Genomic DNA, 16,344 nt, shown 5'->3' on the forward strand with positions numbered 1-16,344 from the left:
CCTGCGTTTCGCGATCCGCGAAGGCGGCCGTACCGTCGGCGCCGGCGTGGTGGCCAAGATCATCAAGTAATGCCCGCTGCGGCGACTTCGGTCGCCGCAGTTTGACGATGTGCAGGCGGCTTCGGCCGTCGGGTTCAGCGAAGGGCGGGCCGGAACCTTCGGTCCGCCTTCGCCGTCTAAGGGAAGTGCAGTCGTTCTTACTACACGCCAGTAGCTCAATTGGCAGAGCAGCGGTCTCCAAAACCGCAGGTTGGGGGTTCGAGTCCCTCCTGGCGTGCCAATCTGCCGCACCCTATCCAGTGACCTTGGTCGCATAGCCGCAAGAGTCGGATGAACAGCAAGATCGAGCATTCCAAAGGCACCGCCGCTTCCTCCGGTGGCGATATCGTCAAGTACGTCATCGCTGCCTTGCTGGTGGTTGCGGGCCTGTTTGTCTGGTTCTGGTTCGGCGAGCCGAGTCGTGCGACGCAGCTGGGTAGCTGGTCCGGGCCGCTGCGTGGCCTGGCGGTCATCGTCGGCCTGGTCGCGGCCGCCGCGGTGTTCCTGCTGACCGCCAAGGGGCGCGAGTCCCGCGAGTTCGTCTCCGAGTCCCGGTTCGAGCTGCGCAAGGTGGTCTGGCCGACCCGTCAGGAAGCGATCCGCACCACCTGGGTCGTGATCGTGGTGGTGATCATTCTGAGTCTGCTGCTGGGCGGGTTCGATTTCCTGATCCAGAAGCTGATGCAGTGGTTCGTGAGTCGTTGAGGAGAGTGCAGCAGTGAAGCGTTGGTATGTCGTTCACGCCTATTCAGGCTTCGAGAAGTCCGTGGCCCAAGCGCTGCGCGACCGCATTGTGCGTGACGAGATGCAGGAGCGCTTCGGTGACGTGCTGGTGCCGACCGAGGAAGTGATCGAAATGCGCTCCGGCCAGAAGCGCCGTTCCGAGCGCAAGTTCTTCCCGGGCTACGTGCTGGTGCAGATCGAGACCCACGAAGAGGCCGGCATCCCGCGCATCGACAACGAAAGCTGGCACCTGGTGAAGGAAACCCCGAAGGTGATGGGGTTCATCGGCGGCACCGCCGATCGTCCGCTGCCGATCCGCGACGAAGAAGCCGATGCGATCCTGCAGCGCGTTCAGGATGGCGTGGAGAAGCCGCGTCCGAAGGTGCTGTTCGAGCCGGGCCAGATGGTCCGCGTCACCGATGGTCCGTTCAACGACTTCAACGGCGTGGTCGAGGAAGTCAATTACGAGAAGAGCCGCCTGCGCGTCGCGGTGCTGATCTTCGGCCGGTCCACCCCGGTGGAGCTGGAATTCGGCCAGGTCGAGAAGGCCTGAGCCCCGCGCCGGCGCAGCTGCGCCGGACGCCAAAATCTCTGCTATACTGCGCGGCTCGCTGTCCAGGCTCGCCGCCTGGCAGGACCGGAAGCCGCCGCAAGGCGGCTTTCTGCGCACTTCAAACGTGATGGCGGGACACGTGATTTTCCCGTCGCGATGGGGAGCCTGCAAGTTGGGCGCTAGCACCCGGAGACCACTGAAATGGCAAAGAAAGTAGTCGGTTACATCAAGCTGCAGGTGAAGGCCGGTCAGGCCAATCCCTCGCCGCCGGTCGGTCCTGCGCTGGGTCAGCGCGGCCTGAACATCATGGAATTCTGCAAGGCGTTCAATGCCGCAACGCAGAAGCTGGAGCCGGGCCTGCCCACTCCGGTCATCATCACGGCCTATTCGGACCGTACCTTCACCTTCATCACCAAGAGCACCCCTGCGAGCGTGCTGTTGAAGAAGGCTGCAGGCGTCACCTCCGGTTCCAAGCGCCCGAACACCGAAAAGGTGGGCAAGGTCACCCGCAAGCAGCTCGAAGAGATCGCCAAGGCGAAGGAAGCCGACCTGACTGCAGCCGAGCTGGAAGCGGCGGTGCGTACGATTGCGGGTTCCGCCCGCAGCATGGGCCTGACGGTGGAGGGTTAAGCGATGGCACAGACCAAGCGACAGAAAGCAATCCGTGCTGCCGTGCAGCCGGGCAAGGCGTATTCGATCGACGAAGCGCTGAAGATCATCAAGTCCACCAGCAAGGCCAAGTTCGTCGAAGCCGTCGACGTGGCCGTGCGCCTGGGCGTGGATGCCAAGAAGTCCGACCAGCAGGTGCGCGGTTCCACCGTGCTGCCGGCCGGTACCGGCAAGAGCGTGCGCGTGGCGGTGTTCGCCCCGGCCGGCGCCAAGGCTGACGAAGCCCTGGCCGCTGGCGCCGAAGCCGTCGGCATGGACGACCTGGCCGAGAAGATGCAGGCCGGCGACCTGAACTACGACGTGGTCATCGCCACCCCGGACGCGATGCGTGTCGTCGGCAAGTTGGGCACGCTGCTGGGCCCGCGCGGCCTGATGCCGAACCCGAAGGTCGGCACCGTGTCGGCCAATCCGGCCGAAGCGGTGAAGAACGCCAAGTCGGGTCAGGTGCGCTACCGCACCGACAAGGCCGGCATCATCCACTGCACCATCGGCAAGGCCAGCTTCGAAGACGATGCGCTGAAGAACAATCTGCAGGCGCTGTTGATGGACCTGGTCAAGGCCAAGCCGGCCACGTCCAAGGGCACCTACCTGCAGAAGATCTCGGTGAGCTCGACCATGGGTCCGGGCGTCACCGTCGATCAGGCTTCGCTGTCCCTGAAGTAATCGCGAGACGGCGGCGCTCCGCGAGGCGCGCCGCCGGTTCCACCCTTTTGAAGGCGTCGCCGAGGGGCAACCCGGAGCGAAGCCGTCAAAGACCGCAGGCGCGGTCGGCGCATACCGACGACGGGCACGGAAGCTCGATATGGCAAGGAGTCGCCGTCGGTACAGCGGGATCGCTTAATCCAGTCCCCTCGGGGACGCGCCGGCGTAGATGGTGCCGCCTTTCTGGAGTTTTTCTGGTTCAGGCCAGTTCGGGATTTCCCGAGCGCGCTCACTCCAGGTCTGGAACGGCCACCAACTGGGATGCCATTCGGCGTCCCCGGCATCCAGGATGGAGGCCGCCCAGGACCGCAAGCGGCAGGAGCCGCAAGCGGAGTATGTTTGAAGCAGGGATTCGGGATTCGGGATTGGAGATTGGCAAGAGCGCATCACGGCTCCTGCGACTCTCGAACCATCGGCCTGGAGCCCAGCTTTAACGGAGGAGTGCAATGGCTCTCAATCTGTCCCAGAAGCAAGAAGTCGTCGCCGAACTGGCAGACGTTGCCGCGAAGGCTCACTCCTTGGTTGCTGCCGAGTACGCCGGCATCACGGTCGCCCAGCTGACCGCGATGCGCAAGAAGGCGCGCGAAACCGGTGTGTACTTGCGTGTTGTCAAGAACACCCTGGCCGCGCGTGCCGTTGCCGGTACCGAATACGAGTGCGTCCAGGACGCGCTGGTCGGTCCGCTGCTGTATGCGTTCTCGACGGAAGAACCCGGCGCTGCCGGTCGTCTGATCAAGGAATTCGCCAAGGGTAACGACAAGCTGCAGACCAAGGTCGTGTCGATGGGTGGCCAGCTGTATCCGGCCGCTCACCTCGAGGTGTTGGCATCGCTGCCGACCCGCGAGCAGGCGCTGGCCATGCTGGCACGCGTCCTCGCCGAGCCGGCGAGCATGTTTGCACGCGCGGTCAAGGCAGTGGGCGACAAGCTCGGTGGTGGCGAAGAAGCCCCCGCCGCAGCGGAAGAAGCCCCGGCCGAAACGGCTTAAGTTCGCGACACCTGAAACGGTTCACTAGAACCTCATCCAGAAAAAAATTCCAAAGGTAATCACAATGTCCCTGTCTAACGAACAGATCGTCGACGCAATCGCCGAAAAGACCCTCATGGAAGTGATGGAGCTGGTCAAGGCCATCGAAGAGAAGTTTGGCGTTTCCGCCGCCGCCCCGGTCGCCGCTGCCGGCCCGGCCGCTGCTGCCGCCCCGGTCGAAGAGCAGACCGAGTTCAACGTCATCCTGAAGGCTGTCGGCGAGAAGAAGGTCGAAGTCATTAAGGCCGTCCGCGCCATCACCGGCCTGGGCCTGAAGGAAGCGAAGGACCTCGTCGAAGGTGCTCCGCAGACCGTCAAGGAAGCCGTGTCGAAGGAAGATTCCGAGAAGTTCAAGAAGGATCTCGAGGCCGCCGGCGCGACCGTCGAAATCAAGTAATCGGCATCTTGCATCGCCAGCGTGTCAGGTGATGCATCGAAGGCTGGGGACGCGAGTCCCCGGCCTTTGGCCGTTGTTGCAAAGCCGGGATTAGAGATTCGGCATTGGAGATTCGGTGGCGGGCGAGTGGCCCATCCCGAATCCCGTCATCCCCAATCTCGGCCTTACCGAGTTGGTAGTTGGAAGTAGCAAGAGAAGGCGTGCTGGTGCCGGCAATACCAGCGACTTCCAACTGACAATTTATGTTCACTCAGGGTCGCGGACGCGCGGCCCGCACAGCCAAGGTGATACCTCATGACGTCTTATTCGTTCACCGAAAAGAAGCGTATCCGCAAGGATTTCGGCAAGCAGCGCTCGATCCTCGAAGTGCCGTTCCTGCTGGCGATCCAGGTGGATTCCTACCGCGAATTCCTGCAGGAAAACACCGATCCGAACAAGCGTTCGGACCACGGCCTGCACGCGGCCCTGAAATCGGTGTTCCCGATCTCCAGCTACAGCGGCAACGCGGCCCTGGAGTACGTCGGCTACAAGCTGGGCGACCCGGTGTTCGACGAGCGTGAATGCCGCCAGCGCGGCATGAGCTACGGCGCCCCGCTGCGCGTGACCGTGCGCCTGGTGATCTACGACCGCGAGTCCTCGACCAAGGCCATCAAGTACGTGAAGGAGCAGGAGGTCTACCTCGGCGAGATCCCGCTGATGACCGACAACGGCACCTTCATCGTCAACGGTACCGAGCGCGTCATCGTCTCGCAGCTGCACCGTTCGCCGGGCGTGTTCTTCGACCACGACCGCGGCAAGACCCACAGCTCGGGCAAGCTGCTGTACAGCGCCCGCATCATCCCGTACCGCGGTTCCTGGCTGGACTTCGAGTTCGACCCGAAGGACGCGCTGTTCACCCGTATCGACCGCCGCCGCAAGCTGCCGGTGTCGATCCTGCTGCGCGCGCTCGGCTACTCGAACGAAGAGATGCTGGCCGAGTTCTTCGAGATCAACACCTTCCACATCGACCCCAAGGAAGGCGTGCAGCTGGAGCTGGTGCCCGAGCGCCTGCGCGGCGAGACGCTGAACTTCGACCTGGCCGATGGCGACAAGGTCATCGTCGAGGCCGGCAAGCGCATCACCGCGCGCCACGTCAAGCAGCTCGAAGCCGCCGGCGTCGCCGCGCTGGCCGTGCCCGACGAGTACCTGGTCGGCCGCATCCTGTCGCACGACGTGGTCGATGCCTCCACCGGCGAACTGCTGGCCAGCGCCAACGACGAGATCAGCGAAGATCAGCTGACCGCGTTCCGCAAGGCCGGCGTCGATGCCGTGGGCACGCTGTGGGTCAACGATCTGGATCGTGGTCCGTACCTGTCCAACACCCTGCGCATCGATCCGACCAAGACCCAGCTGGAAGCGCTGGTCGAGATCTACCGCATGATGCGTCCCGGCGAGCCGCCGACCAAGGACGCCGCGCAGAACCTGTTCCACAACCTGTTCTTCACCTTCGAGCGCTACGACCTGTCCACGGTCGGCCGCATGAAGTTCAACCGCCGTGTCGGCCGCAAGGAAGTCACCGGCGAGTCGGTGCTGTACGACAAGAAGTACTTCGGCGAGCGCAACGACGAAGAGTCCAAGCGCCTGGTCGCCGAGCATGCCGACAGCTCCGACATCCTGGAAGTGATCAAGGTCCTGACCGAGATCCGCAACGGCCGCGGCGTGGTCGACGACATCGATCACCTGGGCAACCGTCGCGTGCGTTCGGTCGGCGAAATGGCCGAGAACGTGTTCCGCGTCGGCCTGGTCCGCGTCGAGCGCGCGGTCAAGGAGCGCCTGTCGATGGCCGAGTCCGAAGGCCTGACCCCGCAGGAGCTGATCAACGCCAAGCCGGTGGCCGCCGCGATCAAGGAGTTCTTCGGCTCCTCGCAGCTGTCGCAGTTCATGGACCAGAACAACCCGCTGTCGGAAGTGACGCACAAGCGCCGCGTTTCCGCGCTGGGCCCGGGCGGCCTGACCCGCGAGCGCGCCGGCTTCGAAGTGCGCGACGTGCATCCGACCCATTACGGCCGCGTCTGCACCATCGAGACGCCGGAAGGCCCGAACATCGGCCTGATCAACTCGCTGGCGGTGTATGCCCGCACCAACCAGTACGGCTTCCTGGAGACGCCGTACCGGAAGGTCGTGGACGGCCAGATCACCGACGACGTCGAGTACCTGTCGGCGATCGAGGAGAACGAGTACGTGATCGCGCAGGCCAACGCGCTGCACGATTCCAAGAGCCGCCTGACCGAGCAGTTCGTGCCGTGCCGCTACCAGGGCGAGTCGCTGCTGAAGCCGCCGGCCGAAGTGCACTTCATGGACGTGTCGCCGATGCAGACCGTGTCCATCGCGGCGGCGCTGGTGCCGTTCCTGGAGCACGATGACGCCAACCGCGCACTGATGGGCGCGAACATGCAGCGCCAGGCCGTGCCGACGCTGCGTGCGCAGAAGCCGCTGGTCGGTACCGGCATCGAGCGCGCCGTGGCGCGCGACTCGGGCGTGACCGTGAACGCCCGCCGTGGCGGCGTGATCGAGCAGATCGATGCCGGCCGCATCGTGGTCAAGGTCAACGAGGAAGAGATCGGCGGCGGCACCGATGCCGGCGTCGACATCTACAACCTGATCAAGTACACGCGTTCCAACCAGAACACCTGCATCAACCAGCGCCCGCTGGTCAATGTGGGCGACGTGATCGCGCGCGGCGACGTGCTGGCCGACGGCCCCTCGACCGACATCGGCGAGCTGGCCCTGGGCCAGAACATGCTGATCGCGTTCATGCCGTGGAACGGCTACAACTTCGAAGACTCCATCCTGCTCTCCGAGCGCGTGGTGGAAGAGGATCGCTACACCACGATCCACATCGAAGAGCTGACCTGCGTGGCGCGCGACACCAAGCTGGGGCCGGAGGAAATCTCCGCCGATATCCCGAACGTGTCCGAGCAGGCGCTGAACCGCCTGGACGAGTCGGGCGTGGTGTACATCGGCGCCGAAGTGCGCGCCGGCGACATCATGGTCGGCAAGGTCACGCCGAAGGGCGAGAGCCAGCTGACCCCGGAAGAGAAGCTGCTGCGCGCGATCTTCGGCGAGAAGGCCTCGGACGTGAAGGACAGCTCGCTGCGCGTGCCGCCGGGCATGGACGGCACCGTCATCGACGTGCAGGTGTTCACCCGCGACGGCATCGAGAAGGACAAGCGCGCCCGCCAGATCGAGGAAAACGAGATCAAGCGGGTCAAGAAGGACTTCGACGACCAGTTCCGCATCCTGGAAAGCGCGATCTATGCGCGTCTGCGCACCCAGCTGATCGGCAAGGTCGCCAACGGCGGCCCGAACCTGAAGAAGGGCGACACCGTCACCGACGCGTACCTGGACGGGCTGAAGAAGTCCGACTGGTTCGCGCTGCGGATGAAGGACGAGGAGCCGTCGGACGCGATCGAGCGCGCGCAGAAGCAGATCCAGGCGCACGAGAAGGAATTCGAGCGTCGCTTCGCCGACAAGCGCGGCAAGATCACCGCTGGCGACGACCTCGCCCCGGGCGTGCTGAAGATGGTCAAGGTGTTCCTGGCGGTGAAGCGCCGCATCCAGCCCGGCGACAAGATGGCCGGTCGCCACGGCAACAAGGGTGTCGTGTCGATGATCCAGCCGATCGAGGACATGCCGTACATGGCCAACGGCGAGACCGTGGACATCGTGCTGAACCCGCTCGGCGTGCCGTCGCGCATGAACATCGGCCAGGTGCTGGAAGTGCATCTGGGCTGGGCCGCCAAGGGCCTGGGTCGCAAGATCCAGAACATGCTCGAGGCCCAGGCCAAGGTCGCCGACCTGCGCAAGTTCCTGACCCAGATCTACAACCACGACCAGAAGCTGGGCGAGGACCGCGTGGACCTGGATCAGTTCAGCGACGCCGAGCTGCTGGCCCTGTCGAAGAACCTGACCGACGGCGTGCCGATGGCCACCCCGGTGTTCGACGGCGCCACCGAAGCGGAGATCAAGCACATGCTCGAACTCGCCGACCTGCCGATCAGTGGCCAGACCCAGCTGTACGACGGCCGCACCGGCGAGGCGTTCGATCGCCACACCACGGTCGGCTACATGCACATGCTGAAGCTGAACCACCTGGTCGACGACAAGATGCACGCGCGCTCCACCGGTCCGTACTCGCTCGTCACCCAGCAGCCGCTGGGCGGCAAGGCGCAGTTCGGCGGCCAGCGCTTCGGCGAAATGGAAGTCTGGGCGCTGGAAGCCTACGGCGCGGCCTACACCCTGCAGGAAATGCTGACGGTGAAGTCCGACGACGTGCAGGGCCGCAACCAGATGTACAAGAACATCGTCGACGGCGAGCACGAGATGGTCGCGGGCATGCCGGAATCCTTCAACGTCCTGGTGAAGGAAATCCGCTCGCTGGCCATCAACATGGAACTGGAAGACTGATCGCGCAGGCGCGGATGCCCAACGACATCCGCGCCGCCGCAGCGCTCTGACAGCCCATCGACACGTATTCCTCCTTTCGGAGAAACACCATGAAAGACCTGCTCAACCTCTTCAACCAGCAGCGCCAGACGCTGGACTTCGACGCGATCAAGATCGCGCTGGCCTCGCCGGACCTGATCCGCTCGTGGTCCTTCGGCGAAGTGAAGAAGCCGGAAACGATCAACTACCGTACCTTCAAGCCCGAGCGCGACGGCCTGTTCTGCGCCGCCATCTTCGGCCCGATCAAGGACTACGAGTGCCTGTGCGGCAAGTACAAGCGCATGAAGCACCGTGGCGTGGTCTGCGAGAAGTGCGGCACCGAAGTGACCCTGGCCAAGGTGCGCCGCGAGCGCATGGGCCACATCGACCTGGCCTCGCCGGTCGCGCACATCTGGTTCCTGAAGTCGCTGCCGTCGCGCATCGGCCTGATGCTGGACATGACCCTGCGCGACATCGAGCGCGTGCTGTACTTCGAAGCCTACGTGGTGACCGAGCCGGGCCTGACCGCCCTGGAGCGCCGCCAGCTGCTGACCGAAGAGCAGTTCCTGACCGCGCGCCAGGAGCACGGCGACGACTTCGACGCCGCGATGGGCGCCGAGGCGGTGTACGAGCTGCTGCGCACGATCGACCTGCAGTCGGAAATGACCCGCCTGCGCGAAGAGATCGCCGGCACCGGTTCGGAAACCAAGCTCAAGCGTCTGACCAAGCGCATCAAGCTGGTCGAAGCCTTCCTCGAGTCGGGCAACCGTCCGGAGTGGATGGTGATGACCGTGCTGCCGGTGCTGCCGCCGGATCTGCGTCCGCTGGTGCCGCTGGACGGCGGCCGCTTCGCGACCTCCGACCTGAACGACCTGTACCGCCGCGTCATCAACCGCAACAACCGCCTGCGCCGCCTGCTCGAGCTCAACGCGCCGGACATCATCGTGCGCAACGAAAAGCGCATGCTGCAGGAATCGGTGGATGCGCTGCTGGACAACGGCCGCCGCGGCCGTGCCATCACCGGCACCAACAAGCGCCCGCTGAAGTCGCTGGCCGACATGATCAAGGGCAAGCAGGGCCGGTTCCGCCAGAACCTGCTCGGCAAGCGCGTCGACTACTCCGGCCGTTCGGTCATCGTGGTCGGCCCGACCCTGCGCCTGCACGAGTGCGGCCTGCCGAAGAAGATGGCGCTGGAGCTGTTCAAGCCGTTCGTGTTCGCCAAGCTGCAGCGTCGCGGCCTGGCCACCACCATCAAGGCCGCCAAGAAGCTGGTCGAGCGCGAAGAAGCCGAAGTCTGGGACATCCTGGAAGAGGTCATCCGCGAGCATCCGGTGCTGCTGAACCGTGCGCCGACCCTGCACCGTCTGGGCATCCAGGCGTTCGAGCCGGTGCTGATCGAAGGCAAGGCGATCCAGCTGCATCCGCTGGTGTGTACCGCGTTCAACGCCGACTTCGACGGCGACCAGATGGCCGTGCACGTGCCGCTGTCGCTGGAAGCGCAGCTGGAAGCGCGCGCGCTGATGATGTCCACCAACAACATCCTGTCGCCGGCCAACGGCGAGCCGATCATCGTGCCGTCGCAGGACGTGGTGCTGGGCCTGTACTACATGAGCCGCGCCCTGGAGAACAAGAAGGGCGAGGGCATGGTGTTCGCCAACATCGCCGAAGTGAAGCGCGCCTACGACAACCGCGTGGTCGAACTGCACGCCAAGGTCAAGGTCCGCATCACCGAGACGGTGATCGACGAGGACGGCAACCGCAGCAAGAAGACCTCGATCGTGGACACCACGATCGGGCGCGCGCTGCTGGCCGAAATCCTGCCGGAAGGCCTGCCGTTCGCGCTGGCCAACACCGAGCTGACCAAGAAGAACATCAGCCGCCTGATCAACTCCAGCTACCGCCAGCTGGGCCTGAAGGACAGCGTCGTGTTCGCCGACAAGCTGATGTACACCGGCTTCGCCTACGCGACCCGCGCCGGCGTGTCGATCGGCATCGACGACATGCTGATCCCGTCGGAGAAGAAGGGCATCCTCGGCGAAGCCGAGCAGGAAGTGCTGGAAATCCAGGAGCAGTACCAGTCCGGTCTGGTCACCGCCGGCGAGCGCTACAACAAGGTCGTGGACATCTGGTCGCGCACCAACGAGCGCATCGCCAAGGCGATGATGGACACCATCGGTACCGAGAAGGTCACCAATGCCAAGGGCGAGATCATCGACCAGAAGTCGATGAACTCCCTGTACATCATGGCCGACTCCGGCGCGCGTGGTAGCCAGGCGCAGATCCGTCAGCTGGCCGGTATGCGCGGCCTGATGGCGCGTCCGGACGGCTCGATCATCGAGACCCCGATCAAGGCCAACTTCCGCGAAGGCCTGAACGTGCAGGAGTACTTCAACTCCACCCACGGCGCGCGTAAGGGTCTGGCCGATACCGCGCTGAAGACCGCCAACTCGGGTTACCTGACCCGGCGTCTGGTCGACGTGGCGCAGGACGTGGTCATCACCGAGCCGGATTGCGGCACCAGCGACGGCCTGACCATGACCCCGATCGTGGAAGGCGGCGACGTGGTCGAGCCGTTGAAGGATCGCGTGCTCGGCCGCGTGGTGGCCGAGGATGTGTTCCTGCCGGGCAACGACGAGGATCCGATCGTCACCCGCAACACGCTGCTCGACGAGCAGTGGGTGGCCAAGCTGGAAGAGGCCGGCGTGCAGACGCTGAAGGTGCGTTCCACGATCACCTGCGAATCCTCGTTCGGCGTGTGCGCCCGCTGCTACGGCCGCGACCTGGCGCGCGGTCACCTGGTCAACATCGGCGAAGCGGTCGGCGTCATCGCCGCGCAGTCGATCGGCGAGCCGGGTACCCAGCTGACCATGCGTACCTTCCACATCGGCGGCGCGGCCTCGCGTGCGGCGGCGGTGGACAACATCACGGTCAAGACCACCGGTTCGATCAAGTTCAACAACCTCAAGTCGGTCGAGCACGCCAACGGTTCGCTGGTGGCGGTGTCGCGTTCGGGCGAACTGTCCGTGCTCGACGGCCACGGCCGCGAGCGCGAGCGCTACAAGCTGGCCTACGGCGCCACGATCACCGCGAAGGACGGCGACGCGGTCAAGGCCGGCCAGTCGGTCGCCAACTGGGATCCGCATAACCACCCGATCGTGTCGGAAGTGGCCGGTTTCATCCGCTTCATCGACTTCATCGACGGCGTCACCGTCATCGAGAAGACCGACGACCTGACCGGCCTGGCCTCGCGCGAGATCACCGATCCGAAGCGTCGCGGCACCCAGGCCAAGGACCTGCGCCCGATCGTGCGCATCGTCGACGGCAAGGGCAACGACCTGACCATCCCGGGCACCGATCTGCCGGCGCAGTACCTGCTGCCGCCGCGCTCGATCGTCAACCTGCAGGACGGTGCGGCGGTGGGCGTGGGCGACGTGGTCGCCAAGATCCCGCAGGAAGCGTCGAAGACCCGCGACATCACCGGTGGTCTGCCGCGCGTGGCCGATCTGTTCGAAGCGCGCAAGCCGAAGGATCCCGCGATCCTGGCCGAGCGCTCGGGCATCATCAGCTTCGGCAAGGACACCAAGGGCAAGCAGCGCCTGATCATCAAGGACACCGATGGTTCGGAACACGAAGAGCTGATCCCGAAGTACCGCCAGATCATCGTGTTCGAAGGCGAGCACGTGGCCAAGGGCGAGACCGTGGTCGACGGCGAGCCGAGCCCGCAGGACATCCTGCGCCTGCTCGGCGTGGAGCCGTTGGCCGCCTACCTGGTCAAGGAAATCCAGGACGTGTACCGGCTGCAGGGCGTGAAGATCAACGACAAGCACATCGAGGTCATCACCCGGCAGATGCTGCGCAAGGTCGAGATCACCGACCAGGGCAACAGCAAGTTCCTCAACGGCGAGCAGGCCGAGCGCCAGCGCGTCATCGAGGAAAATGCCCGCCTGGCCACCCGCAACGAACTGCCGGCCAAGTACGACCCGGTGCTGCTGGGCATCACCAAGGCCTCGCTGGCCACCGAGTCGTTCATCTCGGCGGCCTCGTTCCAGGAAACCACCCGCGTCCTCACCGAGGCGGCGGTCCGCGGCACCAGCGATACGCTGCGCGGCCTGAAGGAAAACGTGATCGTCGGCCGCCTGATCCCGGCCGGCACCGGCCTGGCCTACCACAGCCTGCGCCGTCGCAACTCCAGCGGCCTGACCGAGTCGGAGATGCAGACCCTGTCCGGCGGCAACGCCGAGCCGGCGGTCGAAACGCCCGCACCGGCGGCTGCCAGCAGCGAAGAGTGAGCCCGATCGGCCCCGTGCGCGGGGCCGGTCGTACCAAGCGAAAGGGGGCGCAGCGGATGCGCCCCGTGTTCCGGTCCGGGAGGGACCAGCAAGTTAAGTTTCCGTTGAGTTGACGGAGCTTTTACTTGCCCGCTATACTTTCCTGTCTCGGCAGGCCGTCCTTCGGCCTGCCTTCGTTTTCACGCATCCAGGCCCCACGGCCTCAATCAGAAGAATCCACTGATGGCGACGATCAACCAGCTGGTCCGCAAGCCGCGGCAGGCGACCACCTACAAGAGCGCCTCCCCGGCGCTTGACAAGTGCCCGCAGCGCCGTGGCGTCTGCACGCGCGTGTACACCACCACCCCGAAGAAGCCGAACTCGGCCCTGCGTAAGGTCGCCAAGGTGCGCCTGACGAACCAGGAAGAGGTCATCAGCTACATCGGCGGCGAAGGCCACAACCTGCAGGAGCACTCCGTGGTCCTGATCCGCGGCGGTCGCGTCAAGGATCTGCCGGGCGTGCGCTACCACACCGTGCGCGGTTCGCTCGATGCCGCCGGCGTCGCCAAGCGTCGCCAGGGTCGTTCCAAGTACGGCGCCAAGCGTCCGAAGAGCTAAGGGAAAGCACACAAATGTCTCGTAAAGGTTCTACTCCGCAGCGCACCGTCCTGCCGGATCCCAAGCACGGCAGCGAAACCATCGCCCGGTTCATCAACATGGTGATGCTGAGCGGCAAGAAGTCGGTCGCCGAAAAGATCGTCTATGGCGCAATGGACGTCATCGGCGAGAAAAGCCCGAACGCGGTCGAGCTGGTGCAGAAGGCACTGGACAACGTCGCTCCGGCGGTCGAAGTCAAGTCGCGTCGCGTCGGCGGTGCCACGTACCAGGTGCCGGTCGAGGTGCGTTCCTCCCGTCGCATGGCGCTGGCCATGCGCTGGCTGATCGACTCGGCGCGCAAGCGCGGCGAGAACTCGATGCCGCGCAAGCTCGCGGCCGAGCTGGTCGACGCCTCGGAAAACCGTGGTGGCGCCATCAAGAAGCGTGAAGAAACCCACCGCATGGCGGAAGCGAACAAGGCGTTCGCGCATTACCGCTGGTGACCTTCCGGGCCTTGGAAACAGGGCCCGTCAGCACAATCTATATGTGCTGCTAGCGGCGCCGCTGAGCGCTGCACAAATCCGAAGGCCGCCGCAAGGCGGCGTTCGGCCATCCGCAATCCAAGAATTCTGAGAGGCTCCCTGTGGCCCGCAACACTCCCATCGAGCGTTACCGCAACTTCGGCATCATGGCCCACATCGATGCCGGCAAGACCACCACCTCCGAACGCATCCTGTTCTACACCGGCGTCAGCCACAAGATCGGCGAGGTGCATGACGGTGCCGCGACGATGGACTGGATGGAGCAGGAGCAGGAGCGTGGCATCACCATCACCTCCGCCGCGACCACCGCGTTCTGGAGCGGCATGGACAAGTCGCTGCCGCAGCACCGCTTCAACATCATCGACACCCCCGGGCACGTCGACTTCACCATCGAAGTCGAGCGTTCGCTGCGCGTGCTCGACGGCGCGGTGTTCGTGCTGTGCGCGGTCGGCGGCGTGCAGCCGCAGTCCGAGACCGTGTGGCGCCAGGCCAACAAGTACGCGGTGCCGCGTCTTGCCTTCGTCAACAAGATGGACCGTACCGGCGCCAACTTCGACAAGGTGGTCGAGCAGCTGAAGTCGCGCCTGGGTGCCTACCCGGTGCCGATGCAGGTGCCGATCGGCGCCGAGGACGGCTTCGAGGGCGTGGTCGACCTGCTCAAGATGAAGGCGGTCCATTGGGATACCGCTTCGCAGGGCACCGTGTTCGAGTACCGCGAGATCCCCGCCAACCTGGCCGACAAGGCCGTCGAGGCGCGCGCGTTCATGGTCGAGGCCGCGGCCGAAGCCAACGAAGAGCTGATGGACAAGTACCTCAACGAGGGCGAGTTGTCCGAAGAGGAAATCGTCAGTGGCCTGCGCGAGCGCACCCTGAAGGTGGAAGTGGTGCCGGTGTACTGCGGCACCGCGTTCAAGAACAAGGGCGTGCAGGCGATGCTCGACGGCGTGATCCAGCTGCTGCCGTCGCCCAGCGACCGTCCGCCGGTCAAGGGCATCGACGAGGACGACAAGGAAGACAGCCGTCCGGCCACCGACACCGCGCCGTTCTCGGCGCTGGCGTTCAAGATCATGACCGATCCGTTCGTGGGCTCGCTGACCTTCTTCCGCGTCTACTCCGGCACGCTGAACTCCGGCGACCAGGTGTACAACCCGGTCAAGTCGAAGAAGGAGCGCGTGGGCCGCATCCTGCAGATGCACTCCAACAATCGCGAAGAGATCAAGGAAGTGCGCGCGGGCGACATCGCCGCGGCGGTGGGCCTGAAGGACGTCACCACCGGCGACACGCTGTGCGCGCAGGACCACATCATCATCCTGGAGCGCATGGTGTTCCCGGAGCCGGTGATCTCGATGGCGGTGGAGCCGAAGACCAAGTCGGACCAGGAAAAGATGGGTATCGCGCTGAGCCGTCTGGCCCAGGAAGATCCCTCGTTCCGCGTCAACACCGACGAAGAATCCGGCCAGACCATCATCCGCGGCATGGGCGAGTTGCACCTGGAAATCATGGTCGACCGCATGAAGCGCGAGTTCAACGTCGAAGCCAACGTCGGCAAGCCGCAGGTGGCCTACCGCGAGACCATCCGCAAGGCGGTCAAGCAGGAAGGCAAGTTCGTGCGCCAGTCCGGCGGTAAGGGTCAGTACGGTCATGTCGTGCTCGAGATCGAGCCGCAGGAGCGTGGCCTGGGCTACACCTTCGAGAACGCGATCGTCGGCGGCGTGGTGCCGAAGGAATACATCCCGGCGGTGGACAAGGGCATCCAGGAAGCGGTGGCCAACGGCGTGATGGCCGGCTACCCGATCGTGGACATCAAGGTGCGCCTGATCGACGGCTCGTACCATGACGTCGACTCCTCGGAAATGGCGTTCAAGATCGCCGGCTCGATGGGCTTCAAGGAAGGCTTCAACAAGGCCAGCCCGGTCCTGCTGGAGCCGATCATGAAGGTCGAAGTGGTGACCCCGGAAGACTATCTGGGCGACGTGATGGGCGACGTCAGCCGTCGTCGCGGCATCCTGCAGGGCCAGGACGACAGTCCGTCCGGCAAGGTGATCAACGCGATGGTGCCGCTGGGCGAAATGTTCGGCTACGCCACCACGCTGCGCTCCATGTCGCAGGGTCGCGCCACGTTCTCGATGGAATTCGACCATTACGCCGAAGCGCCGGCCAACATCGCCGAATCGGTCATCAAGAAAAGCTGACATCAGTGAGACGGGATTCGGGATGCGGGCATAGCCAGTCCCGCATCCCGCTCCCTTGTCCCCCATTACGAATTACAAGGTAAATACATCATGGCAAAGGGTAAGTTCGAGCGCACCAAGCCGCACGTCAACGTCGGCACCATCGGTCACGTCGACCACGGCAAGACCACGCT

Annotated in this window: 13 protein-coding genes and 1 tRNA gene; all 14 read left to right on the forward strand. The window is 64.7% G+C overall.

The window, feature by feature from the left end:
* A partial coding sequence (locus JR064_RS22435; protein WP_078536286.1) for an EF-Tu C-terminal domain-related protein occupies nucleotides 1-70 on the forward strand: 70 nt, incomplete at its 5' end.
* 134 nt (nucleotides 71-204) lie between these two features.
* Nucleotides 205-280 (forward strand) — tRNA-Trp (locus tag JR064_RS22440).
* A 50-nt stretch (nucleotides 281-330) separates the two neighbouring features.
* Complete coding sequence (secE, locus tag JR064_RS22445; protein ID WP_179571233.1) at nucleotides 331-744, forward strand: preprotein translocase subunit SecE; 414 nt, start codon at nucleotides 331-333, stop codon at nucleotides 742-744.
* A gap of 13 nt (nucleotides 745-757) precedes the next feature.
* A complete protein-coding gene (gene nusG, locus JR064_RS22450) occupies nucleotides 758-1,315 on the forward strand; it encodes a transcription termination/antitermination protein NusG (RefSeq protein WP_179571232.1) in 558 nt (185 codons plus the stop codon).
* A 201-nt stretch (nucleotides 1,316-1,516) separates the two neighbouring features.
* Nucleotides 1,517-1,945 (forward strand): 50S ribosomal protein L11, encoded by a 429-nt coding sequence (gene rplK / locus JR064_RS22455; protein WP_145699993.1) that lies wholly within the window; start codon nucleotides 1,517-1,519, stop codon nucleotides 1,943-1,945.
* 3 nt (nucleotides 1,946-1,948) lie between these two features.
* Nucleotides 1,949-2,647, forward strand: coding sequence for a 50S ribosomal protein L1 (gene rplA / locus JR064_RS22460; RefSeq protein ID WP_179571231.1), 699 nt, complete (start codon nucleotides 1,949-1,951; stop codon nucleotides 2,645-2,647).
* 485 nt (nucleotides 2,648-3,132) lie between these two features.
* Nucleotides 3,133-3,672, forward strand: coding sequence for a 50S ribosomal protein L10 (gene rplJ, locus JR064_RS22465; protein ID WP_064537966.1), 540 nt, complete (start codon nucleotides 3,133-3,135; stop codon nucleotides 3,670-3,672).
* A gap of 64 nt (nucleotides 3,673-3,736) precedes the next feature.
* Nucleotides 3,737-4,108, forward strand: coding sequence for a 50S ribosomal protein L7/L12 (rplL, locus tag JR064_RS22470; RefSeq protein WP_003469142.1), 372 nt, complete (start codon nucleotides 3,737-3,739; stop codon nucleotides 4,106-4,108).
* Between the two features lie 294 nt (nucleotides 4,109-4,402).
* Complete coding sequence (gene rpoB / locus JR064_RS22475) at nucleotides 4,403-8,554, forward strand: DNA-directed RNA polymerase subunit beta (protein ID WP_191827028.1); 4,152 nt, start codon at nucleotides 4,403-4,405, stop codon at nucleotides 8,552-8,554.
* 89 nt (nucleotides 8,555-8,643) lie between these two features.
* The gene (gene rpoC, locus JR064_RS22480; RefSeq protein ID WP_179571229.1) at nucleotides 8,644-12,861 is read left to right on the forward strand and encodes a DNA-directed RNA polymerase subunit beta'; all 4,218 of its coding nucleotides are present in this window, start codon (nucleotides 8,644-8,646) and stop codon (nucleotides 12,859-12,861) included.
* Between the two features lie 222 nt (nucleotides 12,862-13,083).
* The gene (gene rpsL / locus JR064_RS22485; protein ID WP_003469157.1) at nucleotides 13,084-13,458 is read left to right on the forward strand and encodes a 30S ribosomal protein S12; all 375 of its coding nucleotides are present in this window, start codon (nucleotides 13,084-13,086) and stop codon (nucleotides 13,456-13,458) included.
* A 14-nt stretch (nucleotides 13,459-13,472) separates the two neighbouring features.
* Nucleotides 13,473-13,940: a 30S ribosomal protein S7 gene (rpsG, locus tag JR064_RS22490; RefSeq protein ID WP_179571228.1), complete on the forward strand. Its 468-nt coding sequence runs from the start codon at nucleotides 13,473-13,475 to the stop codon at nucleotides 13,938-13,940.
* 140 nt (nucleotides 13,941-14,080) lie between these two features.
* On the forward strand, nucleotides 14,081-16,171 hold the full coding sequence (gene fusA / locus JR064_RS22495) for an elongation factor G (protein ID WP_179571227.1): 2,091 nt from the start codon (nucleotides 14,081-14,083) through the stop codon (nucleotides 16,169-16,171).
* Between the two features lie 90 nt (nucleotides 16,172-16,261).
* The coding region (locus JR064_RS23190) for a GTP-binding protein (RefSeq protein WP_042615313.1) at nucleotides 16,262-16,344 on the forward strand (83 nt) is incomplete at its 3' end.

Origin of the sequence: Xanthomonas bonasiae (genome assembly GCF_017163705.1) — a bacterium.
GTDB lineage: Bacteria > Pseudomonadota > Gammaproteobacteria > Xanthomonadales > Xanthomonadaceae > Xanthomonas_A > Xanthomonas_A bonasiae.